Origin of the sequence: Streptomyces sp. NPDC058671, assembly GCF_042716475.1 — a bacterium.
GTDB lineage: Bacteria > Actinomycetota > Actinomycetes > Streptomycetales > Streptomycetaceae > Streptomyces.
This window is the reverse complement of sequence record NZ_JBHXSA010000005.1, coordinates 35,909-61,500: the sequence shown is the minus strand read 5'-3', so window position 1 is coordinate 61,500 and position 25,592 is coordinate 35,909. Positions and strand designations below refer to the sequence as shown.

The window sequence follows — 25,592 nt, the reverse complement described above, 5'->3', positions numbered from 1 at the left end:
GGAGGTGCGACGACGGGGCCGGGGGGAGGGGCGAGGGCGGTGCGTGCAGTGGGTGGGGTGTGTGCGGTGGGTCGGCGCGTGCGACGGGTGGGCCGCGTGCGGTGGGTAGGACGCGTGCGGCGTGTTCGTCGGTCCGGTCGCTCCAGCCGTCCTGTCGGCCTGGTCGGTCCGGTCCAGCCGGTCCAGTCGGCCCGGCCGAAGCGCTCAGCCCGTGGGCCGGCTCCCGGCCCCGGTGCTCGCCCGCGACGGGCCGGCCGGGGTCGGGCCCACCGTGGCGGCGCCCGCAGGCCCTGCGCCCACCGTGGCGGCGCCCGCCGCGGCGGCTCCGATCAGGCCCGCGTCGAGGCGGAGGGCGGCGGGCACCACGCGTACGCCGCGCGTGAAGTCCAGTACCGCGTACGAGGCCAGGTGGTGCCGGAGGGGGCCGAAGAGCGTCTCCCCGGACTGGGCGACCCCGCCTCCGACGACCACGAGGTCCAGTTCGACGAGCGCCGCCGTGGCCGCGATCGCCGCGGCCAGGGCGCGCCCGGCGCGGTCGAACGCGGCGAGGGCGCGGGGATCGCCCGCGCGGGCGGACGCCTCGACCTCCTTGGCCGTCGCGGATGCCCCGGCGGCCGGGGTCCAGCCGGACTCCAGCGCGTGGGCGGCGATGGCCGTGCCGCTGGCGAAGCGCTCCACGCAGCCGCGTGCCCCGCAGGGGCAGAGGGGGCCGTTCTGGTCGACGGTGATGTGACCGATGTGGCCGGCGTTCCCCGAGGTCCCCGTGCGGAGTGCCCCGCCCAGGACCAGTCCGCCGCCCACGCCGGTGGAGACCACCATGCACAGCGCGTTGTCGACGCCTCTGGCCGCGCCCAGCCAGTGCTCGGCCGCGGTCATCGCGACCGCGTCGCCGACGAGGACGGGCCGCATCCCTCCGGGCACCGCCGCGTGCGCGCGCACCCGGTCCACCAGCGGGAAGGCGCGCCAGGCCGGGATGTTGACCGGGCTGACCGTGCCCGCGACCGTGTCGACGGGACCCGCGCTGCCGATGCCGACGCACGACAGCGCGGCCCACTCCGGATGTGCCGCCAGGTCGTCGAGGACGGCGGAGACGGCGCCCATCAGCTCCTCCGAGCTGCCCCGCGCCGGAGTGGGCCGCTGCGCCCGCACCAGGAGGTGCCCGTCGGCGTCGACGAGGGCCCCGGCGATCTTCGTGCCCCCGATGTCGAGTGCTCCGTACACCATCGCGTTCCACCTTTCGTGCCAGCCCGGTAGCGGCTGCTGGGGCCACTCTGCCCAGTGGTTGACAACGTTGTCCAGTAAACGGGTTCAGTTAAGCCCGGGTTTAGTAAAACCGCCCGTCGGTGATCCGAACTCCCTGGACCGGGCCGCTTAATTCCTTCATGCTCGACCTGCTCACCGCGCTTCTCTCCCCACCCTCCCCCACTCCTTGTCCCGGCTCTTCTCCCATTCCGCACGAAGGGTTCTCCTTTCCGTGAGCGATTTCCCGGCCTTTCCGCCCGGATTCGAGTTCGGCGCCGCCACGTCGGCCTACCAGATCGAGGGCGCCACGCAGGAGGACGGACGAGGGCCGTCGATCTGGGACACCTTCTCCCGGCGCGCCGGCGCCGTATCGGACGGCAGCAGCGGCGAGACGGCCTGCGACCACTACCACCGGCACCGGGAGGACGTGGCGCTGCTCGCGGACCTCGGGGTGTCCCACTACCGCTTCTCCGTCGCCTGGCCGCGGATCCAGCCGTCGGGCTCGGGCCCGGCGAACACGCGGGGGCTCGACTTCTACGCCCGCCTGGTCGACGACCTGCTGGAGGCCGGCATCGCACCGGTCCTCACCCTCTACCACTGGGACCTGCCCCAGCCCCTTGAGGACGCGGGCGGCTGGCGGTCCCGGGACACGGCCGAGCGCTTCGCGGCGTACACGGCCCTGGTCGCGGCGAGGTTCGGGGACCGCGTCCCCCGGTGGATCACCCTGAACGAGCCCTGGTGCAGCGCCTTCCTGGGGTACGCCAACGGTGAGCACGCCCCCGGAGCCTCCGAGGGGACGCCCGCGCTCGCCGCGGCCCACCACCTCCTGGTCGGCCACGGCCTGGCCCTGGGCGCTCTGCGCGCCGCCGGGGTCCAGGAGGCCGGGATCTCGCTCAACCTCGACCACGTCACGCCGGCCACGCAGGACCCCGCCGACGTCGCGGCCGCCCTGCGCGCCGAGACCCAGCGCAACCTGATGTGGACCGACCCGCTCCTCACGGGCCGCTACGCCCTCGCGGAAGCGGACACCTTCGGGGAACTGATCGAGCGTCAGGACTTCCGCCGCGAGGGCGACCTCGCCCTCGTCTCCGCCCCGATGGACTTCCTCGGCCTCAACTACTACACGCCGTCCACCGTCCGGGCGGCGCCCTGGCGCGAGCCCGATCCGGCCCTGCGCACCGCCATGGACAACCGCTTCGAAGGCGTGGACCTTCCCGGCGTCCGCCGCACCGCCATGGGCTGGGCCGTCGTCCCCGAGGCCCTTCGGGACCTCCTCGTGTCCCTCCGCGACCGCTACGGCACCCTCCTCCCGCCGCTCCACATCACGGAGAACGGTTCCGCAGAGCACGACCCCCCGGCCGTGGACGGCACAGTGCACGACGCCGACCGGATCGCCTATCTGGAGAGCCACCTCCGGGCGGCCTCCGAGGCCGTCGCGGACGGCGTCGACCTGCGCGGCTACACCGCCTGGTCGCTCATGGACAACTTCGAGTGGGCGTTCGGCCACAGTAGGCGCTTCGGGCTCGTGCACGTGGACTTCCCGACCGGGACGCGCACCCCCAAGGCCTCATACCACTGGTACCGCGCGGTCATCGCGGCGGCCGCCGCCCGCTAGGAGGCCCGGACCCCTAGCGGGCCTGGACCCCTAGTGGGCCTGGACCCCTAGCGGGCCCGGACCCAGGGGGCCGGTTCGAGGGGGGCCGGGTCCGCGGCGTGGCGGGGGCCCGTGAAGTAGTGGGCGTCCTTGGGGCGGGCGGGGTCGTGGAGGGCGGGCTGGGGGACCTGGGCGAGCTGGGGGATGTACTTGGAGCAGTGGATGTAGGCCTCCTCGATGCTGAGGTGGACCCACAGTTCGGGACCCCGGCCGGGTGCGACGTCCGACGGCAGTTCGGGGTGGAGCGCGCGCAGGGTCGTGTCGGTGTACAGCCGGGACACCCCGTTGACGTGGAGGCCGATGCGGTCGTGGGTGAAGTCCACGAAGAGCATGCCGAGGTGAGGGTTCTCGCTCATGTTGCCCGCGCTGGCGAGCACCCCGTTCCCCCGGAACTCCGGGTACGCCAGGGTGTGGTCGTCGATGACGTGGACGAAGCCCGGAGGGCCCGCCCGGAAGCTGGCGTCGCATTCCCCCCGTGCGTCGGACGTCGCGAGGAAGACCATCGTCTGGCGGCCGATGAACTCCCGCATCTGGGGTGTGAGGCAGGGACGCACCTGCTGGTCGTAGAACCTCTGGGCGCGGTCGGCGGTGCCCAGCTGCTGCTGCAGGAGGTGTTCACCTGCTGAACCGAAGGGCGTCGGGTGCGAAGACACGGGGTTGCTCCTGGCAGGGATGGTGGGGGGAGGGGAGGGGAGGGACGGACGGGGACGGGGGCCTCAGGTGGTGGCCAGGGCGGAGACGTCGAACGGGTCGTGGTGGATGCGGTCCGGTGACGTACCGGTGAGGGTGAGCGTCTGCCTCGCGGACGTCACCATCGGGACCGGACCGCTGAGGAAGACGTCGTGCTGGTACCACGGCCCGTACTCGGCGAGGACCTGCGGCAGGGACCCCCGGATGCCGGGGATGTACTCGTCGGAGACCGCGCCCCTGACCGTCAGCCAGTGGTGGCGCTGGGCCATGCGCAGCATGTCATCGACCCCGTACAGCTCGGCGCCGGTGCGGGCGCCGAGGAAGAGGTTCACCTGGTGCCGGCCGCCGCGCCGGGCGACCTCCTCGACGAGCGCGCGGATCGGGGCGAGGCCGGTGCCGCCCGCCACGCACAGCAGGTCGTTGTGGACGGCGGCGTCCAGCACCATGTCGCCCATGGGCGCGCCCAGCCGGACCACGTCGCCCGGGACGGCCCGGTGCACCAGCGCGGTGCTGACCGTGCCGCCGGGAACGGCCCGTACGTGGAAGGTGAGGGTGCCGTCCTCGCGGGGCGCGTTGGCGGGGGAGTAGGAGCGCCACTGCTTGGGGTGCCAGGGGGTCTCGACGCTGACGTACTGCCCGGCGGCGTACTCGTAGGGCGTGTGGGGGCGCACGGTGACCTCGGCGATGCCGGGCCCGCAGGGGACGCGGTGCACGACCGTGGCGGGCCAGACGGCGGGCCGGGTCCTCGCGTCCTCCTCGGCCGCGCCGATCATGACGTCGGCGACCACTCCGTACGCCTTGGTCCACGCGTCGGCGATGTCCTGGGTCCAGGCGGGACCTGCGTAGCGGGCCAGCGAGGCGAGGAGGCATTCGCCGACGGCGGGGAAGTGGTCCCGGAGCGTGCCGAACTTGCGGTGGTCACGTCCGAGGTGGCCGCAGAAGCGGACGAGGCTCTCCGGATCGTCGACGAGGTCGACGATCCGCAGCAGGGCGCGCAGGAGGCGGCCGCGCTGGGCGTCCATCCCCGGTGGGAACAGGGGGCGCACCTCGGGGTGGCGGGCGAAGAGGATCGCGTAGAAGTAGACGGTCATGTCGGCGGCCAGCGGCTCCACCACCGCCACGGAGGCGCGTATGAGCGCGATCTCGTGGGGGGAGAGGGGTGGTTCGGCCGGCTCCGGCTCAAGGAGGTACTCGGCCGGTGCGGGTGCGTGCTCCTGCTCCCGGTCCTGGTCCTCCGGGGAGGGCGGAACGGGCGTGTTGCCGGGGCGTCTGATCCGGAACCTCAAGAGACCAGAGCTCCGCCCGTCGGTATTCGAGACGGCGCGAGCCGGGCGGGACGCGAGCCGGACGCGCTCATGGGTCTGCGCCCCCGGTGGGCACTGCGGGCGGGGATCTCACTGGCGGGCATGGGGTCCTCAAGGCGGGCGGGAGCATCGAAGCGGACTAAGCAGCTCCGGACGCTACCCGATCATCCGGGTGACTCAGAAGTAGCCGCGGGATATGCGGAAGGGACGACCCGTTCCGCCCCGAACGGGCACATGCTGGGGAGTTGCCCCCTTCCTGTGCCCCCGATTCCCAGTCGAAAACGGTCGGAGTCCCGCGGACCGCCCGCGGGGTCGACGCGCCGGCGAGGACCCGCACCGAGCGGATCCTCCCGGTGGCCGGCGAACCCGAGGACGAGGCCGGACACCGGGAGGCGTATGAGAAATTCACGACGGATACGTGAATGCGTGGCTACCGGCCCCACGCCCTCCGGCCGGATACTCGACGAGATCGTGGCGTCAAGTCGAGGACTACTCGTGCGGAGTGAGGGCGAACCCGGGACCGTACACCTGTGGTCCCTGCGAGAAGACGTCGCCATCGAGCGGGAGGACGGCGGCGGCCTCCTGCTCGTCGGTCCCTGGGGCGACGAGCGCATCGGGGACGCGCATCCGGTGCTGCGCGAGGCCCTCTACCGGATGGAGCTCGGGCCCGTCCTGCTGAGCAACATCGAGTCGACGCCCGGCGTTCCGATGCTCGGCGCCGGCCTGTACCTCATCCTCCTGCCCGCCCTTCGGCGGCTGTCCCATCTGATCGTGCGCACCCTGGGACTGGCGGACCTGCGCGGTCCGCTCCTGTCGGTGCTCCCGCTCACCAGGCCCGCGGTGTTCGTGCTCCCGAGACTGGGGGAGACGGAACCGGTCCGGCTGCACCGGGGCGTGACACTGCTCCTGGAAGCCAAGGGCTTCCGGCTCGAACGGGGCGGGGCGCAGCACCGGGTGCTGCTGCACCGCCCCGAGCCGATGTGGGTGGTCGCCATGCTGGCCGCCGCCGTCACACCGGAGGCGGTGGCCCGGGCACTGCCCCTGCCGCGGACGGTGACGCGGGAGATCCTGGAGTACCTGGCGGCGGCGGGCATGCTCGTACGGGGGAGCGGGAGCGGGAACTGAGCTGCCAAGCCCCCCTGTTACGGTGGTCCGATGGCGTCGGTCAAGCACTTCCAGGTCACCTTCGACTGCGCGGAACCCGAGCGCGTCGCCCGCTTCTGGTGCGAGGTGCTGGGGTACGTCGTACCTCCTCCGCCCGAGGGCTTCGCCACGTGGGACGCCTACAACCAGGCGCTGCCGCCCGAGGACCGGGACGCCTGGTTCGCGTGCGTCGACCCCTCGGGGGCCGGCCCCCGGCTGTACTTCCAGCGCGTCCCCGAGGGCAGGACCGTCAAGAACCGGCTGCACCTCGACGTGCGCGTCGCCACCGGACTCGTGGGTGAGGAACGCCTGGCCAGGCTGGAGGCCGAAGGCGCGCGCCTGACGGCGCTCGGCGCGACACGGGTGCAACTCCTGCCCGCCGACGACGACAACGAGTCGTGCCTCGCGATGCAGGACGTCGAGGGCAACGAGTTCTGCCTCGACTGAGCCCGCTCCGGGACCTCGGGGCGGGTGACTCCTCCGTGCGATCCGGAGCCCCCGCTTGAGGAGAGCCGCCGCCCGCGGGAAGGGGGGGACCGCGGCGGCGGCTCTCGCTCTGCTCATCCCCTGCCCCCGAACGCCGGCCTCACACCCCCCGGGTTCGGACGATCACGGCTGCGGGGTGCCCGAGCGGCGCTGGGCGCTCTCCTGACGGAGATGGGCCGTGCGGTCGGTGAGCGTGTCGACGCGCTCGGCCAGGTCGGGGTGCGCGGGCGCGAGATGGGTGAGGGTGCGGCTGAGCGGCTCCAGGAGCAGGGCCGGATCGCTGCTCGCCAGCGCCTCGGACAGGGCGTTCCTCGCGGGGGCGGGGAGGCCGTCGACGGCGGTGATCTGTCCGGCGAGGCGGCGCAGCTCGGCGGCGTTCCCCCGGGCCCAGGCAGTGACCGAGCGGTCGGCGGCGCGCCGGTCGCGGGTGGCCTGGACACGTTGCTCCCCGGTGGTGCCGGGGCCGCCGGGCCGTACCCGCAGATAGCGGCGCTCGGCGGCCTGCCGGCTGGTGACGCCGAGGGGCTGGGCGAGCTCGGCCCAGCTGGCGCCGGCGTCCCGGGCCGCCTCGATGAACCCGGGCTCCCAGGCGGCGAGCTGTTCCCGCAGCTCGCGCAGGAGGAGGAGGGCGGTGAGCGCCTCCTCCGAGGACCCGCCCGGCGCGGCGTCCGGGGCGGTCGCGGATCGGGCTGCCCGTACGGCTTCGTCGATCTCCGCGAGGGCCGCGAGGGCCGCACGGAAAGCGACCGGTTGGTCCGCTCCTGTCACGGAATCGACTCCTCTCCTCCATGTCATCCATTCGTTGACATGAAACTTGTCGTCGTTTGGATGACATGGTACAACGGTGTCAGATGAAGCGCATTGGCAGTCACTGCCTGATCCTGACTGGAGGTGTTTCGCGATGTTGATGCGCACCGACCCGTTCCGCGAACTCGACCGTCTCGCCCAGCAGCTGGCGGGTGCCCCCGGGACCTGGTCACGACCCTCGGCGGTCCCGATGGACGCCTACCGCGAAGGTGACGTCTATGTCATCGCCCTCGACCTGCCCGGCGTCTCGCCGGACGCGATCGACATCGACGTCGAGCGGAACATGCTGACGGTCAAGGCCGAGCGCCGACCCGTCGCCAAGGCCGACGACGTCCAGATGGAACTGTCCGAGCGGCCCCTCGGTGTCTTCTCCCGGCAGCTGATGCTGGCCGACACCCTCGACACCGAGAAGATCACGGCCGACTACGAGGCGGGAGTGCTCACGCTGCGCATCCCGATCGCCGAGCGCGCCAAGCCCCGCAAGATCAGCATCGGCGGCGGGGACAGCCGCCGGCAGATCAGCGGCTGAGGACTGGGTCGGCCCGATCGGCGGCCGAGCCGCAGGCCGGCCGATCCGCGGCCGGCCCCTGAGTCGGCCCGATCAGCGGTAGAGCCCCGAACGGCCCGACCACCGGCTGAGCCCTGAGCCGGCCCGATCACCGGATGAGCTCCGAGCCGGCCCGCTCAGCGGTAGAGCCCTGAGCCCGCCCGATGCGCGGCCGAGCCGCGACGAAACCCGGGAGCGGAGGGCGGAGGCCTCTCCCCCTCCTCCGTCCTCCGCGACCCCGTATCCCTCTCTCACGCGAAGGGGGCCGTGATGACACTGCGATGGCAGGCGTTCCTCGACAAGGTCACGGAACGCGGCGACTACCGCACACCCCAGGAGGCCGAACGCGCGGCCCGCACCGTGCTCGCGCTGCTCGGCGCCCATCTGGTCGGTGACGTGCGGGCCGCACTCGCCGCCCGGCTGCCGGAGACCTTCGCCGTCGTGCTGCTCAACCCGCTCCGGGCCACCGAGCCCCTCTCGCCCGAGCGGTTCGTGCGCGCCACGGCCGCATGGATCGAAGGCGCCACCGAGCGCACCGCGGCCTGGGACGTCAGCGCCGTCCTCAGCGTCGCCGCCGACGCGGCCGGCGAGGACCTGACCGCCCGGATACTCCTCCAGCTCCCACCCGGCTTCGACCTCCTCTTCGGTCGGCCGCACCCCGTCCGGCCGACCGACACCCCGTGAAACGTGTTCGCACCGCCCGGTCCGCCGACCGGGCCCGAAGAGAACGGCGATCTCCACCGGTATGACTCTGCAGACCGAGACCATGGCAGCCCCGGCGCCCGGCGGCGTCACCGGCGCGGCGTCCTACACCCGCATGCTCGAACGGGTGCGCTACGAAGGCGCCTACCCGACGCGCGAGCGCGCCGAGGAAGTCGTCCACTCCGTACTCGCCGCGCTGGGGCGCCAGCTCGTCGGCGACGAACGGGTCGAACTCGCGTCCCGCCTCCCCGTCGAGGCCGCCCTGGTCCTCACCGCCCAGGTCCCCGCCACCGCACCCCTGACCGGCTGGGAGTTCGTCAAGGACCTGGCCCGGCGCACCGGCAGCACTCCCGCCACCTCCCGCTGGAACGTGGGCGCGGTCCTCGCCGCCGTCTCCCAGCTCGCCGGACCGGAACTCGTGGACCGCATCATCGGCCAACTCCCCTCCGGTTACGCCCTCCTCTTCGGCAAGGCCGAGCTGCACAGTTCCTGGTCGAGGTAGGTGCCAAGGAGCCGACGACCCACGGCCGTCAGCGGGTGCGGCGGGCCGTGACGATCCACGCCCGTGACCGCGCCCAGCTCGTCGTCCTTGCCGACGAGGCCGGCCCGGTGGCCCCGCGCACCTGCTGACGTCCCCGGTCGGCGGTGCCACCGGGTACCGCTCCTGTGACCCACCTCACTGCCGCCGTCCGCCCCTTTCCGTTATCGCCGCCCCTGGCGCAGGCTCTCCCCTGCGCAGGGAACTCCACAAGAGCAAGCGAAGGACGGACGGCGTGCGGCGAACCACGAGTTTTGAGCAGCTGACGGATGCGGAGCCGATACGGGCGGCGCAGTACGACCCGTCCCGGGCGCGCGAGCACCTCCTCGACGCCCATCAGCCGCTCGTCCACGCCCTCGCGGCGCGCGCTCTCGCCGGCCGGCCGGGTGCCGACGCGGCCGTGCACGCCGTCGTACGGGACACGGCCAGCCGCGCCAGGTTCGCGCCGGGCGCCCACCCCTCCCCGGAGTCGTTCCGCCCCTGGCTCGTCGCGATCGCCCTGCAGAGCACCCTCTTCCACGCGCCCGCCGCCCCCGGCTCCGACGCCGCCGTGGCCCTCAGCTGGCTGGACCTCGAGGACGCCGTGATGGCGGCCCTGGGATCGTTGGAGGAGGAGGGACACATGAGCCGCTACGAGACGGCGGCCGCGCTGAACTGGTCCCTGGACGACACCGCGATACGGATGGAGTCGGTACGCGTACGTCTGGACGCCGCCCGGTCCGTCACCGAGGCCCTCGCCCGCCCGCCCCGCTGCCACGGCCTCCACCAGCGGGCCGCCACCTGGGACGGCCACCCGAGCGGCCCGTGGCGGGACGAGCTGGCCCGGCACGTCGCCCACTGCGCCCCCTGCCTCACCGGAGCCGACGCGGCCGTGCCCGCCGGGGCGCCCCCGGCCCCCACGGAGCCCTTCGCCGTCCTCCCCGATCTCGTCGGCTCCTCCGCCTTCCTGGAACGCGACACCGCCACCGCCCCGGCGACGGCCGGCCGCCGCAGCACCCGCGCGGCCCGTCGACGGCGCCGCCAGGCCGACGAGCGCAGCCGCCGCCGCGCCGTCGTCGCGGCCGGGTTCGCCGTCGTCGCGGTGACGGGAGGGGCCTTCGCGCTGCACGCCGGGCGCAACGGGGGGGAACTCCTGGAGGTGAACCGGGCCGCCGCGCCGGGCCTCGACCTTCCCCTGGCGAACGAACCGGGCACGCTGACGGCCTCCCCGTCCACCGCCTCCGGAACCCCGTACGGATCCCCCTCCGCCCCGGTCTCGGCTCCCGCCCCGAAATCCGCCCCCGCGTCGGCCTCCCCGTCGCCGCGCGCTCCCCAGCGGGTCACGTCCACGCCCGCCGCGAAGCCCCGTCCCGCCACGACGACGCCCGCACCGCGGCGCACCACCCCGGCCGCGGGTTCCGACGCCACGGCCTCCGCGCCGCCGAGCTCCGCGGCCCCCACCGGCGGTACGGACGCCGGTCCGGGCGGCGGCCCGCAGCAGGACACGGGCCGGTCCTCGGCGGCGGACCAGGTGATCGCACTGGTCAACACCGAGCGGGCCAAGGCGGGTTGCGGGCCCCTCAGCCACAACGCCACCCTGACGCGGGCGGCCCAGGGCCACTCCGACGACATGGCCGCCCGGGACTTCTTCGACCACACCGACCCCGACGGCGACGGCCCGGGGGAGCGCGTCACGGCCGCGGGCTACCCGTGGTCGACGTACGGCGAGAACATCGCTAAGGGGCAGAGCACCCCGGAGCAGGTCATGGAGGCGTGGATGAACAGCCCCGGTCACCGCGCGAACATCCTCAACTGCGACTTCAAGGAGATCGGCGTCGGCATCCACACCGACGGCGGCCCGTACTGGACGCAGGTCTTCGGCGCCCGCTGACCCCGTCCACCGGAGCGCCGGTCAGAGCAGCCAGTCGGCGTCCTGCGCGATCTTGATGGCGTCCACGCGGTTGCGCGCGTTCAGCTTGGTCACCACGGAGGTCAGGTAGTTGCGGACCGTGCCGAGGGAGAGCCCGAGCCCGTCCGCGATCTCGACGGGTTCGAGGCCCTCGGCGGCCAGACGCAGCACCTCCGTCTCCCGGCTGGTCAGCGGACTCTGCGAACTGCTCCAGGCGGAGAGCGCCAGCTGGGAGTTGATCACCCGGCGGCCGGCCGCCACGCTCCGTACCGCCTCGGCCAGTTCGTGCGGCGGGGCGTCCTTGAGCAGGAAACCGGCGACCTGGGCGGCGAGGGCGCGGCGGAGCGCTCCGGGACGGCCCAGGCTGGTGAGGATGAGGGTCCGGCACTCCGGGAGCTGTTCGCGCAGACCGGCGGCCGCGGTGAGTCCGTCGGTGCCGGGCAGGTCGATGTCGATGATGGCGACGTCCGGGCGGTGTTCGAGGGCGGACGGCAGGATGTGGTCGCCGCGTTCGAGTTCGCAGACGACTTCGAGGTCGTCCTCCAGGTTCAGCAGGGCCACGAGCGCTCCGCGCACCATGTTCATGTCCTCGGCCAGCAGGATGCGGATCGGCATGATGAATGTCCTTTCCGGCCGGGTCTCGGCCGTCGGCGGCTCGCGGGAAAGGGTGGGGGACGCCTCAGAGGGCCGGGTCCCCGAGGGGACGCGGGCCGTCGTCGGGGGTGGCGAGGCGGGGGAGGGGATGGGCCGGAGCCTCGGCCGTCAGACGGAAGGTTCCCGCGCGCCGGGAGACGGTGAGCTTGCCGGAGGCCGACCGGAGCCGTGCCCTGAGGTTGCCGAGGCCGCTGCCGCTGTCCGGCGACTCGTCCCGGTAGTCGGGGTCCACGCCGTCGTTCACCACGGTGAGCCGGACCCAGCCGTCCTCCGCGACGGCTTCGAGGGTGCAGGTGCCGACGCGGGAGTGACGCAGCAGATTCGTTACTGCTTCGCGGAGCACGGCGGCGAGCACGGAGTCCACCTGCGGGTCGAGCCCGCTCAGCCGGATGTCGGTGCGTACGTCGACGTCCGCGGCTTGGAGCAGGGACCTTGCCGCCCCCAACTCCTGTTCCAGGGACATGCGGCGCAGCCCGCTGGAGACGGACCGGACGTCGGCGAGGGACTGCCGCGAGATGGTGAGGACCTCGCTCACCTCGTCCATCGCGCGTTCCGGATGGGTGGGGATCAGACGGTGGATGAGCTCGCTCTTCAGCGTGATCGCGGAGAGGCTGTAACCGAGGAGGTCGTGCAGATCGCGGGCGAACCGCAGCCGTTCCTTGGTGACGGCCATGCCCGCGAGCTGGCCCCGTGTCTCGTGCAGGGCCAGGACGAGTTCGGTCATGCGGGACAGACCGAAGACGACGAGCCCGGTCAGGAGCGTGGAGAGGCAGAGGTAGACGGTCTCCTGGAGGGAGAGCCCGTCCAGGGTCGGCGGGACGAGCATGGTGAGTCCCACGAGGCCGTACGCGGGCCAGCCCCACCTGCTCGGCAGGAGCAGCAGCAGGGAGCCGGCGAGGAAGCCCGCCATGGCTCCCCACTGGGAGTGGAACACCGCGATCGGCAGGTAGGTCAGCAGCGCCTGTGCCGACAGGGTCGTCGCCCGCTGCCGGACCGGGGCCCGGCGCGCTCCCGGGCGTGAATGACCCAGCTGGAGGCAGAAGATGAGGACGAGGCAGACGACGGAGGTGATCAGCTGGGGAAGGTGGAGCTGTTCGCCGGCGAGATTGAGGGCCGTCACACTCAGATAGCCGAGCAGGGCGACCGTGAGGACGGTGCGGGCCAGCCGGGGGGCGGGCAGGTCCTGGACGTCGGGCGGTGACGCCGTGGCGCCGCCCGCCGCCGGTAACGCGTCCTGGTGTGCGTCGTGCTCGTCGTGACGTGGCATTCGTTCGTCCGCCCGTTGTTGCCCTGTCCGTGTCCTCTGATGCTCCCGTGGTGCGGGCATGCGGAGCCGAGTGTATGTGGTGAACGCGAACACCGGAGCGACTACGAGGGGCTAGACGAACAGCGGGACGGGGTTCAACTCCTCATAAGGAGTAGGGGTGGTGAGCCTGCCGAGGGCGACGGGGGTGTCGTAGAGCCGGCCGGGGGCGAACCTGGCCCAGAAGTGCCGCATCCCGGGGACGATGACCTTCACCACGGGGAGCTCCAGATCGGGCCGGGTCTGGTCGAGGACGAGCAGGTCCATGCCCCGCTCCCGTACGGTCTCCGTGATCGTCGTGACGTCCTCGTGGAGGTCGGTGGTGGGCCGGTAGGTCCAGGCGTCCGGGCCGCGCGGCGGCAGGCCGGGGTCGGGCGCCAGGTACGGCCGTCCGGCCCTGGTGGCGTGCCGCCACCAGTCGAGCGCGTCGGGGTCGTCGATCCGGTATCCCGTGCCCTCCGGCGTCACCCCGGCCACCAGGGGCAGCAGTTGGCCCATCTCGGTGAGTGCCCGGCGCAGGGCGACCCGGGGGTCGAAGTGGGCGCCGAAGCCGAAGAGGACGTCCTCACCCGGCTTGTCCGTACGCCGGGACAGGGCCACCACCACCGGGATGCCGAAGTCCGATGTGAGGTCGAGGGCCCACACCTCCCGGGCGAGGGAGCCGTAGCCGTCGATGATCCGGCCGAGGTACGGTTCCGCGAACGCGTCGAGGTCGAGCGCCGGCTGCCGGGTGCGGTTGTACCACCAGAGGGCCACCGCGTCGCGTTCGACCAGCTCCAGGAAGCCCTGGACGAGGGCGTCCTCGGGGCTGCTGCCCGCGGCGTTGCCGTTGGAGTCGGCGAACAGACCGTCCGGTGACGGTTCCTCGCTGAAGTAGAGCATCGACGTGGGCAGCAGCCGCTGGGTCCCCTCGGTCAGCGACCACACGGGCGTCCAGTCGGTGGGCAGGGTCTCGTCGAAGGGCGGCGGGACGTACTGGAGCCGGGAGCCGCGGGCGTTCCAGCCGCCGCGGTCGCGCAGTTGGCGCTCGTGGTAGAGCTGGCTGCTGTGGGGGTGGACGGCGGCGGGCCCGAGCCCGCGGTAGGAGTCGCGCACCACCGGTTCGTCGCCCTGCCGGGTGCCGCTGTAGCGCTCCACCGCCTCGCCCAGCGCGCTGACCCGGGCCTCCGTCTCGGTGAGCCCCTTGCCGCCGCTGAGGGCGCGCAGTCCGGCGCGCAGCCCGGTGAGGGTCGGGCTGCGCATGGCCAGGTTCTGCCCGGCCAGGTAGGCGTGCACGAAGTCGGGGCTGCCGGGGGCGCTGCGGATCTCCTTGACGATCCCGGTGACGGGGTCGACCAGGGGCCCGTACCGCTCCAGCATCCGTTCGGCGGTGAGCGCCCGGTGCCCGTTGAGGTCCTGCGCCGTCTTGGGGCGGGGCCGGGGGACGAACGGACGGCACACCCGCGCGGCCACGAGCCCGGGATCGCCGCACGCCACGCACTGCGGCAGCCGGACGACGGGGTGGGCGGAGGCGCGTGGTCCGAGTGTGTCGTGGACGTACACGGAGTCCTGGGCCCCGTGGCGCAGGCCCGCGAGCCACTTCGCGGCCTCCACCACCGCGAGGTGGACGGTGAGGGCCCGGCCCGCCGGAAGGGTCGCGTGCGGACGGGGCGGCGGGCCGGTCAGACCGAGGGCGCGCCGCAGCGGCTCCTCGGAGCGGCGGTGCCCCCGCAGCCGGTGGGCGAGACAGTGCCAGCAGGGCCCTTCGTACGGTCGGATCAGCGGACCGACCCAACTGGCGGTGGAGCCCACGCCGGCCAGCAGCCAGGGCCGGCGGGCCGCACGGTGGGCGGCGTCGATCTCGTGCAGCCGCGGGGACAGGTAGTCGTCGCAGACGACGAGGGTGAGGTCGGCGTCCTCGGCGGAGCGCGCGAGGCCGAGCCCGGAGGCGCGGCAGGCGTCGCGCGGCTCGTCGGGGTCGACGTCGCCGACCCCGACGACGTGCACGGCACTCCGGGTCAGGGCGGCGCGGACCCGGGCGCCGTCGAGGCCGGCCAGGTCCCAGTACGCCTCGGCGGCGGGATCCGGCCGGTGGGGGACGGCCGGGGGACCGGCGGGCGCGGGCCGCAGCGTCAGCAGACCGGAGGCCTCCAGGGCCCGCAGCGCGTGCAGCGCCTCGTCCGCCGTGAGCGAGGACGTGGCCTCCCGCAGGACGTCGGCCGGGCTGCGGCTCCCGTCGAGCAGAGGTGCCAACACCTCAGCGGGGTCACCGTGGAGCGCGGTGACCCCGCGGTGCGAGACGAGGTACACGGCCTCGCCGGGAACGACGGTGGCCCGCAGATGACTCCGGAAACCGAGCCGAGCCGTGGCGGCGGGGGCCCCGCCGCCTTCCTCGTCGACCATGCCGCCCCGTCCTCGGTGCCTAGGCGGCCGGTACGGGAGCGGTGGTGGCGTCGGCGGCGGGAGCCGCGACGATGCAGATGCTCAGCAGTGCGGCACCCTGGTGGTCGGGCATGGCGTCGAGGTCCTCGATCACGAGTCGGCGCACGGCGGGCCGGGGTGCGCCTGCGGTGGTCGTCTCGCCGAAGCGGCTGGGTGTGGCAACGGCGATCGTCATGTCTTCCACTCTCCAAGTCTTTGTCAGCCGATTTCCGGGGTAATTCTGCACCGGGCGGGCCGGAACGGAACAGTGTGGGAATCACTGTGCGGGTGTGAACTTCTCATGGAGACGGGGAGGGTCCGCGGTTCACACGCGCCATACAATCGGAAATGGACATTCCGAATGGACTGCCGAATTCCGTATTGCTCTCCGCTCCTTCCGGATGGCCGATCGATGGCTTGACCACGTGAATTCACCCACGCTCCCCGTATGAATCCTTCATCCCTGAGCCGTGAGATTCAGAGATACCTCCTGACGTGGGAATCGCTTACAGTGGCCGGGGCGGGAAGGACTCGCCAGGAACGTTCCCAACGGTGGGAGATGGGTCATGACCGGTGAGGAACTCCTCGTTGTTCTCTCTGCCGTCGGACACCCGCAGCGCCTCCGGATCGTCGCCGAGCTGGCCAAGGACCGCCGGTACGTGAGCGAACTCGCCCGGTGCCTGGTGATTTCACGGCCCCTGCTCTACATGCACCTGGAGCGGCTGGAAAAGGCCGGCATCGTGGTCGGCACCCTCGAACTCTCCGAGGACGGCAAGGCGCTGCGCTATTTCGAGCTCGTCCCGTTCGACGTCCGGCTGAACGTGGCCGGGGTCCTCGCCGCCGTGCAGAGCGACGCCTCGCTCAGGGGCGAGTACGCCCTCGCGTCAGAGGGCGGTCAGTGACGCGTCAGCGGCCGCGCCGAGCATGAACCGACGCGTCGCCCCGCGCGCCGCAGCCGTCCTTGGCGGACGGACGTGCCCGTCCACCTTCACGCCGCGGAGAACCGGGGGCCCTCACCGTGCAACGTATCCACTTCTCCGGTGCTGACCTGGCACGTACCCGGCTGAGAACCAGCGCGGGACCGCTCGTCGAGACGGCGTTCGCCGCGGTCCTCCTCGGCCGCGGGGTCGGCGCCCCGTACGCGGGATGGCGCAGACAGGTGGGCAAACGCCTGCCGCCGCCGCGCCCCGGGCAGGGGCCCGGCGCCGAGGCCGACGAACTGGTCCGCCGCGCACTGGAGTACGGCGGTACGGAGGCCGCCCGCACGACACCCCACGGCCAGGCGACACCCCACGGCCGGGCGGCACCCGCCGGCCCCGGCCCCACCGGGCCGGCGCACGGGCCCGAGCTGTCGGACGTCTGGCGCGCGGCCGTCGCCCCCTACTGGGACAAGGTCCTGGAGTACCTGGAGACGGACTGCGAGGCACGCGGCCGGGCCGTGATGGCCGGGGGAGTGGAACAGCTGCTCTCCACGGCCCACCCCCGGATCACCTGGACCTCACCCGTCCTCGAGATCCCCGGCGGCCCCGAGGGCGACATCGTGCTCGGCGGCCGGGGCCTGGTGCTCGCCCCGTCCGTCTTCCTCAACCACCGCCCCGGACAGCTCATCTGGCCCCAGGACGGCAGCGGCCGGCCGACCCTCGTGGTCTCCGCCCCACCGCGCCCCCACGAGGCCGCGGTGCTGTGGGCGGAACCCGACGAGACCACCGAGGCGCTCGGCGCGCTGGTCGGCCAGACCCGGGCGGCGGCCCTCCGGGTGCTGCGCGCCGCGTGCACCACCTCCGAACTGGCCGACCGGCTCGGCATCTCACGGGCCGGAGCCAGCCAGCACGCCGCCGTGCTGCGGCGTACCGGCCTCATCACCAGCCGCAGGGTCCGCAACTCGATGCTGCACTCCGTGTCCCCGCTCGGTCTCGCCCTGCTCGACGGCCGCCCGGCCCGCCCGGTCTCCGGCCCGCGAGGCCTCCGGCGCGAGCCGCCGGCCCGCGCCGCCGTGCTGCCCGCCGTCTGAGCCGGCGGACCGCCCCGCGCCGCCTCGTACGGGGACCCGCCCGGCCACGAGGCCGGGCGGGTCCCCGTACGAGCGCGCGGGTCAGGAGGCGGACCAGGAGCGGAACTGCCGCAGTCCGTAGAGGAGCGGCGGGCGGTCCTGCTCCCGGCGGATGGCGCGGGCCTCACCGAACACCGTGACGTGGTCGCCGGTCCGCTGGGTCGACGTCACCTCGCAGTCCGCGATCGTGTGGGCGTCCCGGACCAGATGCGGCCCCGCCGCCTCCGGGGACCGCTCCCAGGGGATGAGCCCGAAGCGCTCCGGGTCCCCGGAGGCGAACAGCTCGGCGGCCTCCCGCGCCCCGTCGTGCAGCAGGTTCACGGTGAACCCGCCGGTGTCGAGGACCGCCCGCAGCGTGGGGCTGCCGGCCCGCAGGCACACCAGCAGGGTCGGCGGCTCCACGGAGACGCTGCACAGGGAGGAGCAGGTCATCCCACGCGGGGTGCCGTCGGGATCCGCGCAGGTGACGATGCACACGCCGGTGGGAAAGCCGCTCATCATCGCGCGGAACCCGCCGGCGGTGGCCTGCGGGGCGGGCGGGGTCCGGACGGCGGGATCGGTCATCGTCTGCTGCTTTCTGTCGTCGTGAGGGGAACCGGCTCGGCACGTGACGCGCGCTCCCCGCGGTCGAGGAGGTCCAGCAGCGGGCCCGTCATGGCCGTGGTCACCAGGGCCATCACCGTCAGGGCCAGCATCATGGCGGCGGACAGGATGCCCGCCGCGTAGGCGGCCTGGACGACGACGAGTTCGGTCAGACCACGGGTGTTCATCAGGACGGCGATCCGTCCCGCCAGGCGCGGCGGCCGGCCGTCGAGGCGGGCCCCGACGTAGGAGCCGACGCCCTTGCCGAGACAGCCGAGGGCGACGGTCCAGGCGATCAGCGTCCAGGACGCGGCCGGGGAGACGTCGTCGAGCAGGGCGATCCCCGACACCACGAAGAACGTGGGGACGAGCGCCCGCCCCGCCTCCGACACGGCCGTCACCACCCGCGTCCAGGGTTCGGAGCCGCCCCCGGGGACGGCGAAACCGACCATGGCGGCCCCGAGGATGGCGGTCATGCCGAGGTCCTTCATGGTGAGCGCCACCGTGAGGGCGGCGCCGCCGAGGAGGACCGCGGCGACGAGGGGGAAGCGCGCGGCCCCCCGGCGCGCCGCCCCCGTGCGCAGGAGCCACCCCAGCGCGGCGGCGCACCCGAGCCCCAGGGCGACCGCCCCGAGGCAGCGGAGCAGCCCCGCGGTGTCACCGGAGGCGAGGGTGACGGAGGCGGTGAACAGGATCCAGGCGACGGCGTCGATGACGATCGCGGAGGTCATCGCCACCCGGCCCGCCGTCGAGTGGGACATCCCGCGCTCCGCGAGGATCCTGGCGAGCACGGGAACCGCCGTGACGGACATCGCCACCGAGACCATCAGGGCGAATGCCGGCAGCGGCGCGTTCCCACGGGCCGCCGCGTCGTCGGTGAGCTGGACCCAGCCGACGAGCAGCAGACCGGTGAACAGCGGCGCGAGCAGGGCGCCCAGCGTCAGTGCCGTCGCGCCCCGGCGGTCCGGCCCGGACGGCCCGGCCCGCAGTTCATGGGCCAGACCGACCAGGTAGAACACCAGGCCCGCCTCGGCGACGAAGCCGACGAGGTGCAGGACGGGGTCGGGCAGCATGACCTCGAAGGCCGGCCTGCCCGCCAGGGCGAGCACGGCGGGACCGGCGAGGAGACCGAGGGTCACCTCTCCGACCACCACCGGCTGGCGCACGAGCCGCGCGGCCCGTCTGCCCGCGTAGGCGATCACCGCCACCACGCCCAGGACCGCGACGGCGTGCGGGAGCCGTGGCCACAGGTTGAGGACGTCCATCACGGAGAGTCCTTCCCCGCCCGCCGCCGTCAGCCCAGCCGGGTGAAGTAGTCGTACGCCTTCGGCAGCACCTCGACCAGACGCTCGGTCTTCTCCCTGATCAGCTCGAACTCCCGGCGCGCCGCGGTGTCGTCGGACAGGGCGAGCGCCGGGGAGGGCGCGAGGTCGATACCGCCCATGCCCAGCAGGATGCACATGTACGAGTACGCCGGCAGGCCGTGGTAGTGCGGGTATATCGACTCGCTGTCGGGCAGCTGGACCTTCCACCTCTCGATCCGCTCGGCCAGCGAGTCCGGTATGGCGCGGGTCTTGGCGTCGCGCCAGTACGGGGTGTCCGTGCGCTTGGCCGCCACGTAGTGCAGCACCAGGAACTCCCTTACACCGTCCATGACATGGGAGACGGCGTTGTTGTAGAGGTCGCGGTGGGCCGGGTTCCAGTCCTCGCCCGGGAAGTTCTTGGCGAGCTGCTCGATGGCGTGGTGGATGAAGAAGATGCCGGTCGACTCCAGCGGCTCCACGAACCCGCTGGACAGGCCGATGGCCACGCAGTTCTTCACCCACGAGTTCCTGCTGCGGCCGATCCGCATGCGGATGTGGTTCGCCTCGACGTCCGCCGCGGCCGGCCCCACGAACTCCCGCAGGGTGCGCTCGGCGTCCTCGGGGGACAGGTAGTCCTTGGCGTACACGTACCCGGTGCCGACGCGGCCGGTCAGCGGAATGGTCCAGATCCACCCGGCGTCCTGGGCCGTCGCGGTCGTGCACGGGCGGATACCGCGCCGCTCCATGTCCATGGGCACCTGGAGCGCCACGGCGCTGTCGTTGGGCAGCGTGTCCTGGAAGGAGATGAACGGCTCCTCCAGGGCCTGGTTGAGCAGCACGCCGCGGAAGCCGGTGCAGTCGATGTACATGTCACCGGTGACGTCGCCGTGCTCGGCGGTCCGTACGGAGGAGATCCAGCCCCGCTCGTCGAGCTCCACCTTGGTCACGTCGTCGACGATGTGCCGCACACCCCGCTCCACGGAGTAGCGGGTGAGGTACTTGGCCAGGAGCGCGGCCTCGAACTGGTAGGCGTAGGGGAACTGCGTCTTGCCCTGGTGCTCCGACATCGTCAGGCCCTGCATCTCGCTCCCGCCCTCGACGAAGGGCTGGTCGATGAGGGTGCCGTCCTGGTGCCGGGGGCTCAGTCCGGCGTCGATGACCGACGCCATGACGAAGCAGTCCTTGTCGAAGCGGTCGGTCGGCCCGTTCTTGAGCCACCAGTCGGTCAGCGGGAAGCCGTTGACGGACCGCATCTGCTCGAACGGGTGGTAGAAGTAGTGTCCCGGCTCGCGCCAGTTCTCGAAGCGCACGGCCAGCTTGTACGTGGCGTTGCAGGCAGGCATCCAGTCCTTCTCCTTGAGTCCGAGGAACTCGAAGAAGTGACGGATGTCGCTGAACGTGGCCTCGCCGACACCGACCGCTCCGACGGTGCCCGATTCGACGAGGGTGATGTCGATTCGGTCCCCGAACGCGGCCTTGAAGTACGAGGCGGTCATCCAGCCGGCTGTTCCGCCGCCCACGATCACAACTCGGTTGAGCACGACGACTCCTTCGGTGGAAGTTTGGGAGGGCGCCACCGAAGAATGACTCTAGGCCGGGAAGGAAACGAGTACGAGGTCTTTCAGTGCCCGCCGAATATCGCAGTTGAGACCCGCCGGGCCGGCCGTACAGGTCACGCAATTGACGAGCTGTCAGTATGGTGTCAGGGAATTTCCGCACACTGCGGGGAACACTTCGGACCGGGGCAGGAGAAGGTCCGGAGAAACACCTGTAGGTTTTTTCTTTCAGGTGAAACCCGCAGGTGACGACGGGTCTCCGGTCATACTGGTGAGTGATGTCCCGGCGTTCCAGGTGGTATTTCCCGGCACCGGTCGACCTCGCGCATGATGTGCCATGTCCGCGTGTCGACATGGGGGTTCTGACGGTGGAAATCAATGTTCTCGGCCCGCTTTTCCTCATCCATGGAGGGAAGCGCTACACGATGACCTCGCAGCGGGCGAGCGTCGTCCTCACGATGCTCGCGCTGTCCCCCGGAGTGCCGATCACCGCGGACCAGTTGGTGGACGAGCTCTGGGCCGACCAGCCCATGGCCAACGCCCGCAACGCGCTCCAGGCCAACGTCCGCAGACTCCGCAAACTGCTCCAGGTGGTGACGGACCGGGACGGAGCCGAACTCCTGCGGACCGCCGGCAACGGCTACCTGCTCGACATCCCGGCCGACTCCGTGGACGCCCAGCGCTTCCTCGGACTCGCCGGCGCCGGGGCCGACCTGGCCGCGGCGGACCCCGCCCGTGCCATCGACACCCTGGAGGCCGCCCTCGCCCTGTGGCGCGGCTCCGCCCTCCTCGACACCTGCGAGGGCATGCGCTGCCGGATCCAGGCGGCCCATCTGGAGGAACGCCGCATCACGGCCTACGAGGACCTCACCGCGGCCCGACTCTCCGTCGACGCGGCCCGGGTGCCCGTCTCCGAACTGCGCCAGCTCGCCGTCGAGCACTCGGGCCGGGAGCGGCTGAGCGAACTCCTGATGCTGGCCCTCTACCGGGACGGCCGCCAGGCCGAGGCCCTGGAGGTCTTCCACGGGGCACGCCGCCGCCTCGCCGGCGACCTCGGCCTCGAACCGGGCCGTGCCCTCCACCACGCCTACGAGGCGATACTCCGGCAGGACGAGACGCTCGGCGAGCCGCGCCGCGTCCTGGCCGGCTCGGCCCCCGCACTCGCCTGACCCCCCTGCCCCGTCGCCCCTCAGGGGGCGCCCCACGGCCCCGCGCCGCCGACATGGACGGTGTCAGTCCCCCCTGTTAGCGTGGCGATCTCCCCGGGATCGCCCACCGGGGGGAACGTCCGCAGGGGCCGGCCACACACGGGGGACAGGTGAACGTCGAGTTACGCCACGCCAGAGTCGTGACGGCCATCGACCGCGCGGGAAGCATCTCGAAGGCCGCGGTCGAGCTGAGTCTCCCGCAGTCCAGTCTCACCGCGCAGCTGCGCCGCATCGAGAAGGCCGTCGGCGGCGAACTGTTCGTCAGGACCCGTACCGGCGTCAGTCCCACCCCGCTCGGCGAGCGGCTCATCCCCATGCTGGCCGACCTGACCCGGCAGGCCGACCTCGTGATCGCCGAGGCCACCGCGTACACCTCGGACGTCTTCCGGTTCGGCAACACGGAATGGACGCCCCCGTCCCTGCGCGCGGTGCTCCAGGAGGCACTGCCCGTCGCCGAGGTGCGCACCGAGACGCTCTCCCCCTCCGCCGCCGTGGCGGCGGTGCGCGGCGGCGCCCTCGACGCGGCGCTCGTGACCGGCACGCCGGGAAACGCCGCGGCGGGGCAGCTCGAACTCCCGCTGTCCGGCACGGTCGTCGTAAGGGAACCGGTCTGGCTCGCGGTGCCCCCGCGGCACGCGCTGGCCGGCCGGAGCGTCGTCGACGTCCGGGACCTGGCCGGCCTGCGCTGGGTCCGGTACGCCCGCGACCACTGGTTCCACCCCATCGAGAAGCAGCTGTTCGCCCGGGTCGCGGGCGACGACCCCGAGGTGCTGCACCACGTCGACGGCCACCACGAGGCGATGAACTGGGTGCGTGACGCCGACGCGGCGGCGCTGACCACCCCCACGGGCGCGACCAGGGAGGTGACCCTGGTCCCGATCAGGGACACCGAGCGCACCGAACTGCTGCTCGTGTGGCGGGACGACGCGCTCGCCGAGTCCATGCGGCGCTGCCTCCTGGAGACGGTCCGCCGCTACTACCGCGACTACGCGCGGACCATCCCCCGGTACTGGCCGTGGATCACCGACCACCCGGGGGACTTCGCCGAGCTGAGCCCCTTCGGCCCGGCCGTCTCCTGAGCACGGGTCACGGCGCGGCCGGCGCCCCCGCGGGCGGGACGCGCAGGGCGAGCCGGACCGGCACCAGGGTGGCCGCCACGGTCAGCGCGGTGACGGAGCCGACGATCGCGAGGTAGATCCACCACGGGCCGCCGGGCAGCCACGAGCCGTCGAGGGCGAGCCGGAACGGGACCAGGGTCGCCGCGGCCACCAGGGAGCCGAGAACGGTGCCCATCACGGCCACGAGGAGCGCCTCGACCGTCATCATCCGCATCACCTGACCCGTGGTGGCCCCCACGAGCCGTTGCAGCGCGAACTCCTCGCGCCGCTCGGAGGCGGCCACCACCAGGGTGTTGACCAGGGAGATCATCGCGTAGCCGATGATGGTGCCGGCCAGCAGGAAGTTGATCCACGCATCGGCCGACGCACCCCCGGAGGCGGCCTGCGGGGCGGTGGCCGCGGCGGGTCGTGCGCCCAGGACGACGGCCGCGCCCGCATCCGTACGGTCCGGGGATACGGCGACGGCGACGGTCGCGTTCGTACGGTCCGGGGTGGCGGCGACGGCGACGGTCGCGTTCGCGTCCGCGCCGGCGGGGGAGACGGCGGCCGGCGCGCTCGCGACCGTCACGGACCCGCGGGCGGCCAGGGCGGCGTCCCGGGCCGACGCGTCCTGCGTCGTCTGGAGGTAGAGCAGTCCCGTGGCGAGCCCCGTGGCCAGCATCACCGGAGTGACCGCACCGGCCGTCCTGACCGCCCGGGCGCGGACGTTGTCGGAGGCGAGACGGCAGACCGGACCGGGCAGAACCCGCAGCGGCGGCCCCAGCACCGCGATCAGCGCCCGGGTGAGCCCCGGGGCCACCAGCGCCGTGCCGGACGCCCAGAGCATCGCCGTCGGACCCGCCGTGCTCGCCGCCACCGCCCCCGGCATCACCAGCGCGGTGACCAGGGCCAGGGCGGTGCCGCCGGCGAGGCAGAGCAGCGCGAACACAAGCCGTGGGGTGCTCATCCAGCGGCGTTGGAGTCCCGCCTCCGCGAGGGCGGCGGCGGGCCGGATCAGCGCGGCGCGGCGGGAGGCGATCCAGGCGGCGGCCACGGCCGCGAGCAGCGCCGCCCCGGCGGCGATGGCCAGAGGGATCCAGCCGGCGCGGTAGGGGATCTCGGCGGAGACCAGCCCGCCCTCGGCGAACCGCTCCAGCATCAGCCGTCCCGCCGCGTGACCGGGCGCGAGGGCGAGCACGGTCGCGAGGGCTCCGACCACCAGCGTCTCGGACACCACCAGGAGACGGATCTGGCCGGGCAGCGAACCGACCGCCCGCAGCAGGGCCATCTCCCGCATGCGCTGCTGGACGAGCACGGCGAGGGTGGAACCGACGACGAACACCACGACCATGACGGCGATCCCGCCGAACACGGCGGAGAGCGACACCAGCCGGGTCGCCTCCTGCTCGACCGGCGAGAACAGGACGACGGCGTGACCGGAGTCCGCCTTCCGGAGCGGGGCCGAGGCCCGGATGCCGGTCTCCATCAGACCGCCGCACGCGGCGACGATCACGGCTCCGAGGAACAGCGCGAGGAAGGAGGCGACGAAGCCGCTCTTGCGGAAGCGCAGGGTACGCAGGGCCAGACCGAACATCAGAGCGATCCTCCGGGGGCGGGGACGCCGGGGCGCTCGCCCCACGCGCCCAGATGGATCATGCGCTCGGCGATCGTGTCGACGGAGGCGCCGTACAGCTCGTCCACGATCCGGCCGTCGGCCAGGAAGACGACCCGGTCGGCGTGCGAGGCGGCGACCGGGTCGTGCGTCACGACGATGGCCGTCCGCCCCCCGTCGCGCACGGCGGAGCGCAGCAGCCCCAGCACTTCGAGGGCGGTGTGGGTGTCGAGGGCGCCGGTGGGCTCGTCGCCGAAGATGACGGCCGGTTCCGTGATCAGCGCGCGGGCGATGGCGACCCGCTGCCGCTGACCGCCGGACAGCTCGTCCGGCCGGTGCCGGCCCCGGTCGCCGAGCCCCACCTGATCGAGTACCCGCGCCACACTGCCCGGCTCGGGCCGGCGGCTCGCCAGCCGCAACGGGAGGGTGACGTTGTCCTCGACGGTCAGCGCGGGCAGCAGGTTGTACGACTGGAAGACGAAGCCGATGCGCTCGCGGCGGAGCTTGGTCAGCTTCCGCTCGCTCATGCCGGTCAGCTCGACGCCGTCCAGCACGACCGACCCGGACGTCGGGCGGTCGAGGCCCGCCGCGCACTGGAGCAGGGTGGTCTTGCCCGAACCGGAGGGCCCCATCACGGCGGTGAAGGTGCCGCGCCGGAAGCCGATCGACACGTCGTCGAGCGCGACCACGCCGGTGCGTTCGGCGCCGTACGCCCGGCGCACCCTGCTGAGTACGACGACCTCGTCGGCACCGCGCGGCGGCGTCGTGTTCATGAATGGGTCTCCTTGGTGCTGGTGCTGGTGCTGGTGCTGGTGCGGAGGGTGC

At 73.0% G+C, this 25,592-nt stretch carries 24 protein-coding genes; 11 read left to right on the top strand and 13 right to left on the bottom strand.

From position 1 onward, the window contains the following. Window positions 1-204: 204 nt before the first annotated feature. Complete coding sequence (locus ACFWV2_RS08100; protein ID WP_384403465.1) at window positions 205-1,224, bottom strand: ROK family protein; 1,020 nt, start codon at window positions 1,222-1,224, stop codon at window positions 205-207. Between the two features lie 250 nt (window positions 1,225-1,474). On the opposite strand from ACFWV2_RS08100, the gene ACFWV2_RS08095 reads away from it, so the two are divergent. After that, window positions 1,475-2,857, top strand: coding sequence for a GH1 family beta-glucosidase (locus tag ACFWV2_RS08095; protein ID WP_384403462.1), 1,383 nt, complete (start codon window positions 1,475-1,477; stop codon window positions 2,855-2,857). Between the two features lie 47 nt (window positions 2,858-2,904). Here the strand turns inward: ACFWV2_RS08095 and ACFWV2_RS08090 are convergent, their stop codons facing one another. Both ACFWV2_RS08090 and ACFWV2_RS08085 read right to left on the bottom strand, forming a co-directional pair. Continuing rightward, window positions 2,905-3,549 carry a pyridoxamine 5'-phosphate oxidase family protein gene (locus tag ACFWV2_RS08090; protein WP_384403459.1) on the bottom strand — a complete coding sequence of 215 codons (645 nt, stop codon included), beginning with the start codon at window positions 3,547-3,549 and terminating at the stop codon, window positions 2,905-2,907. Between the two features lie 63 nt (window positions 3,550-3,612). Continuing rightward, window positions 3,613-4,872, bottom strand: coding sequence for a globin domain-containing protein (locus ACFWV2_RS08085; RefSeq protein WP_384403456.1), 1,260 nt, complete (start codon window positions 4,870-4,872; stop codon window positions 3,613-3,615). A gap of 444 nt (window positions 4,873-5,316) precedes the next feature. Here ACFWV2_RS08085 and ACFWV2_RS08080 point away from each other — a divergent pair, with 444 nt between their 5' ends. Beyond that, window positions 5,317-6,015: an NADH oxidase gene (locus ACFWV2_RS08080; RefSeq protein WP_384403453.1), complete on the top strand. Its 699-nt coding sequence runs from the start codon at window positions 5,317-5,319 to the stop codon at window positions 6,013-6,015. Between the two features lie 30 nt (window positions 6,016-6,045). Then, on the top strand, window positions 6,046-6,480 hold the full coding sequence (locus ACFWV2_RS08075) for a VOC family protein (protein ID WP_384403450.1): 435 nt from the start codon (window positions 6,046-6,048) through the stop codon (window positions 6,478-6,480). Window positions 6,481-6,642: 162 nt separating this feature from the next. Here the strand turns inward: ACFWV2_RS08075 and ACFWV2_RS08070 are convergent, their stop codons facing one another. Continuing rightward, a complete protein-coding gene (locus tag ACFWV2_RS08070; RefSeq protein ID WP_384403447.1) occupies window positions 6,643-7,314 on the bottom strand; it encodes a type III effector protein in 672 nt (223 codons plus the stop codon). 106 nt (window positions 7,315-7,420) lie between these two features. On the opposite strand from ACFWV2_RS08070, the gene ACFWV2_RS08065 reads away from it, so the two are divergent. The 4 genes from ACFWV2_RS08065 (at window position 7,421) to ACFWV2_RS08050 (ending at window position 10,983) form a co-directional block, all read left to right on the top strand. Beyond that, window positions 7,421-7,855 carry an Hsp20/alpha crystallin family protein gene (locus ACFWV2_RS08065; RefSeq protein ID WP_384403444.1) on the top strand — a complete coding sequence of 145 codons (435 nt, stop codon included), beginning with the start codon at window positions 7,421-7,423 and terminating at the stop codon, window positions 7,853-7,855. 288 nt (window positions 7,856-8,143) lie between these two features. Then, the gene (locus ACFWV2_RS08060; RefSeq protein ID WP_384403441.1) at window positions 8,144-8,557 is read left to right on the top strand and encodes a DUF2267 domain-containing protein; all 414 of its coding nucleotides are present in this window, start codon (window positions 8,144-8,146) and stop codon (window positions 8,555-8,557) included. Window positions 8,558-8,639: 82 nt separating this feature from the next. After that, window positions 8,640-9,077: a DUF2267 domain-containing protein gene (locus ACFWV2_RS08055; protein ID WP_384403996.1), complete on the top strand. Its 438-nt coding sequence runs from the start codon at window positions 8,640-8,642 to the stop codon at window positions 9,075-9,077. A 271-nt stretch (window positions 9,078-9,348) separates the two neighbouring features. Then, entirely contained in the window at window positions 9,349-10,983 is a 1,635-nt protein-coding gene (locus ACFWV2_RS08050; protein WP_384403438.1) for a CAP domain-containing protein, read from the top strand. Between the two features lie 21 nt (window positions 10,984-11,004). On the opposite strand, the gene ACFWV2_RS08045 is transcribed toward ACFWV2_RS08050, so the two are convergent. From ACFWV2_RS08045 to ACFWV2_RS08030, 4 genes are all read right to left on the bottom strand, one after another. Continuing rightward, entirely contained in the window at window positions 11,005-11,616 is a 612-nt protein-coding gene (locus ACFWV2_RS08045; protein WP_360789333.1) for a response regulator transcription factor, read from the bottom strand. Between the two features lie 64 nt (window positions 11,617-11,680). Then, a complete protein-coding gene (locus tag ACFWV2_RS08040; protein ID WP_384403433.1) occupies window positions 11,681-12,922 on the bottom strand; it encodes a sensor histidine kinase in 1,242 nt (413 codons plus the stop codon). 111 nt (window positions 12,923-13,033) lie between these two features. Beyond that, a complete protein-coding gene (locus ACFWV2_RS08035; RefSeq protein WP_384403430.1) occupies window positions 13,034-15,340 on the bottom strand; it encodes a TOMM precursor leader peptide-binding protein in 2,307 nt (768 codons plus the stop codon). A gap of 19 nt (window positions 15,341-15,359) precedes the next feature. Further along, complete coding sequence (locus ACFWV2_RS08030) at window positions 15,360-15,554, bottom strand: hypothetical protein (protein WP_384403428.1); 195 nt, start codon at window positions 15,552-15,554, stop codon at window positions 15,360-15,362. 370 nt (window positions 15,555-15,924) lie between these two features. Between ACFWV2_RS08030 and ACFWV2_RS08025 the strand changes: the two genes are divergently transcribed. Both ACFWV2_RS08025 and ACFWV2_RS08020 read left to right on the top strand, forming a co-directional pair. Beyond that, window positions 15,925-16,260: an ArsR/SmtB family transcription factor gene (locus ACFWV2_RS08025; protein ID WP_384403425.1), complete on the top strand. Its 336-nt coding sequence runs from the start codon at window positions 15,925-15,927 to the stop codon at window positions 16,258-16,260. A 116-nt stretch (window positions 16,261-16,376) separates the two neighbouring features. Continuing rightward, on the top strand, window positions 16,377-17,369 hold the full coding sequence (locus ACFWV2_RS08020; RefSeq protein ID WP_384403422.1) for an ArsR/SmtB family transcription factor: 993 nt from the start codon (window positions 16,377-16,379) through the stop codon (window positions 17,367-17,369). Window positions 17,370-17,450: 81 nt separating this feature from the next. On the opposite strand, the gene ACFWV2_RS08015 is transcribed toward ACFWV2_RS08020, so the two are convergent. The 3 genes from ACFWV2_RS08015 to ACFWV2_RS08005 are packed head-to-tail and all read right to left on the bottom strand — an operon-like array spanning window position 17,451 to window position 20,835. Beyond that, a complete protein-coding gene (locus ACFWV2_RS08015) occupies window positions 17,451-17,972 on the bottom strand; it encodes a flavin reductase family protein (RefSeq protein WP_384403419.1) in 522 nt (173 codons plus the stop codon). Further along, window positions 17,969-19,255, bottom strand: coding sequence for a cation:proton antiporter (locus ACFWV2_RS08010; RefSeq protein ID WP_384403416.1), 1,287 nt, complete (start codon window positions 19,253-19,255; stop codon window positions 17,969-17,971). The genes ACFWV2_RS08015 and ACFWV2_RS08010 overlap by 4 nt, the downstream gene beginning before the upstream one ends. Window positions 19,256-19,284: 29 nt before the next feature. Next, window positions 19,285-20,835, bottom strand: coding sequence for a tryptophan halogenase family protein (locus ACFWV2_RS08005; RefSeq protein ID WP_384403413.1), 1,551 nt, complete (start codon window positions 20,833-20,835; stop codon window positions 19,285-19,287). 440 nt (window positions 20,836-21,275) lie between these two features. Between ACFWV2_RS08005 and ACFWV2_RS08000 the strand changes: the two genes are divergently transcribed. Both ACFWV2_RS08000 and ACFWV2_RS07995 read left to right on the top strand, forming a co-directional pair. Beyond that, window positions 21,276-22,019, top strand: a complete 744-nt coding sequence (locus ACFWV2_RS08000; RefSeq protein WP_384403410.1) for a BTAD domain-containing putative transcriptional regulator — start codon at window positions 21,276-21,278, stop codon at window positions 22,017-22,019. A gap of 149 nt (window positions 22,020-22,168) precedes the next feature. After that, the gene (locus tag ACFWV2_RS07995) at window positions 22,169-23,137 is read left to right on the top strand and encodes a LysR family transcriptional regulator (RefSeq protein WP_384403407.1); all 969 of its coding nucleotides are present in this window, start codon (window positions 22,169-22,171) and stop codon (window positions 23,135-23,137) included. A gap of 7 nt (window positions 23,138-23,144) precedes the next feature. Here ACFWV2_RS07995 and ACFWV2_RS07990 read toward each other — a convergent pair whose 3' ends face one another. Together ACFWV2_RS07990 and ACFWV2_RS07985 are read right to left on the bottom strand one after the other, a co-directional pair. After that, window positions 23,145-24,749, bottom strand: a complete 1,605-nt coding sequence (locus tag ACFWV2_RS07990) for an FtsX-like permease family protein (protein ID WP_384403404.1) — start codon at window positions 24,747-24,749, stop codon at window positions 23,145-23,147. Then, the gene (locus ACFWV2_RS07985; protein ID WP_384403401.1) at window positions 24,749-25,540 is read right to left on the bottom strand and encodes an ABC transporter ATP-binding protein; all 792 of its coding nucleotides are present in this window, start codon (window positions 25,538-25,540) and stop codon (window positions 24,749-24,751) included. Before ACFWV2_RS07985 ends, ACFWV2_RS07990 begins: the two co-directional genes overlap by 1 nt. Window positions 25,541-25,592 lie beyond the last annotated feature (52 nt).

Excerpts from the sequence above, each read along its gene's own strand:
- ACFWV2_RS08040 (WP_384403433.1), bottom strand. The coding sequence starts at position 12,922 with ATGCCACGTCACGACGAGCACGACGCACACCAGGACGCGTTACCGGCG.
- ACFWV2_RS08015 (WP_384403419.1), bottom strand. The coding sequence starts at position 17,972 with ATGACCGATCCCGCCGTCCGGACCCCGCCCGCCCCGCAGGCCACCGCC.
- ACFWV2_RS08075 (WP_384403450.1), top strand. The coding sequence starts at position 6,046 with ATGGCGTCGGTCAAGCACTTCCAGGTCACCTTCGACTGCGCGGAACCC.
- ACFWV2_RS08055 (WP_384403996.1), top strand. The coding sequence starts at position 8,640 with ATGGCAGCCCCGGCGCCCGGCGGCGTCACCGGCGCGGCGTCCTACACC.
- ACFWV2_RS08000 (WP_384403410.1), top strand. The coding sequence starts at position 21,276 with ATGACCTCGCAGCGGGCGAGCGTCGTCCTCACGATGCTCGCGCTGTCC.
- ACFWV2_RS08065 (WP_384403444.1), top strand. The coding sequence starts at position 7,421 with ATGTTGATGCGCACCGACCCGTTCCGCGAACTCGACCGTCTCGCCCAG.
- ACFWV2_RS08030 (WP_384403428.1), bottom strand. The coding sequence starts at position 15,554 with ATGACGATCGCCGTTGCCACACCCAGCCGCTTCGGCGAGACGACCACC.
- ACFWV2_RS08010 (WP_384403416.1), bottom strand. The coding sequence starts at position 19,255 with ATGGACGTCCTCAACCTGTGGCCACGGCTCCCGCACGCCGTCGCGGTC.
- ACFWV2_RS07985 (WP_384403401.1), bottom strand. The coding sequence starts at position 25,540 with ATGAACACGACGCCGCCGCGCGGTGCCGACGAGGTCGTCGTACTCAGC.
- ACFWV2_RS07990 (WP_384403404.1), bottom strand. The coding sequence starts at position 24,749 with ATGTTCGGTCTGGCCCTGCGTACCCTGCGCTTCCGCAAGAGCGGCTTC.
- ACFWV2_RS08035 (WP_384403430.1), bottom strand. The coding sequence starts at position 15,340 with ATGGTCGACGAGGAAGGCGGCGGGGCCCCCGCCGCCACGGCTCGGCTC.
- ACFWV2_RS08100 (WP_384403465.1), bottom strand. The coding sequence starts at position 1,224 with ATGGTGTACGGAGCACTCGACATCGGGGGCACGAAGATCGCCGGGGCC.
- ACFWV2_RS08070 (WP_384403447.1), bottom strand. The coding sequence starts at position 7,314 with ATGACATGGAGGAGAGGAGTCGATTCCGTGACAGGAGCGGACCAACCG.
- ACFWV2_RS08060 (WP_384403441.1), top strand. The coding sequence starts at position 8,144 with ATGACACTGCGATGGCAGGCGTTCCTCGACAAGGTCACGGAACGCGGC.
- ACFWV2_RS08025 (WP_384403425.1), top strand. The coding sequence starts at position 15,925 with ATGACCGGTGAGGAACTCCTCGTTGTTCTCTCTGCCGTCGGACACCCG.
- ACFWV2_RS08045 (WP_360789333.1), bottom strand. The coding sequence starts at position 11,616 with ATGCCGATCCGCATCCTGCTGGCCGAGGACATGAACATGGTGCGCGGA.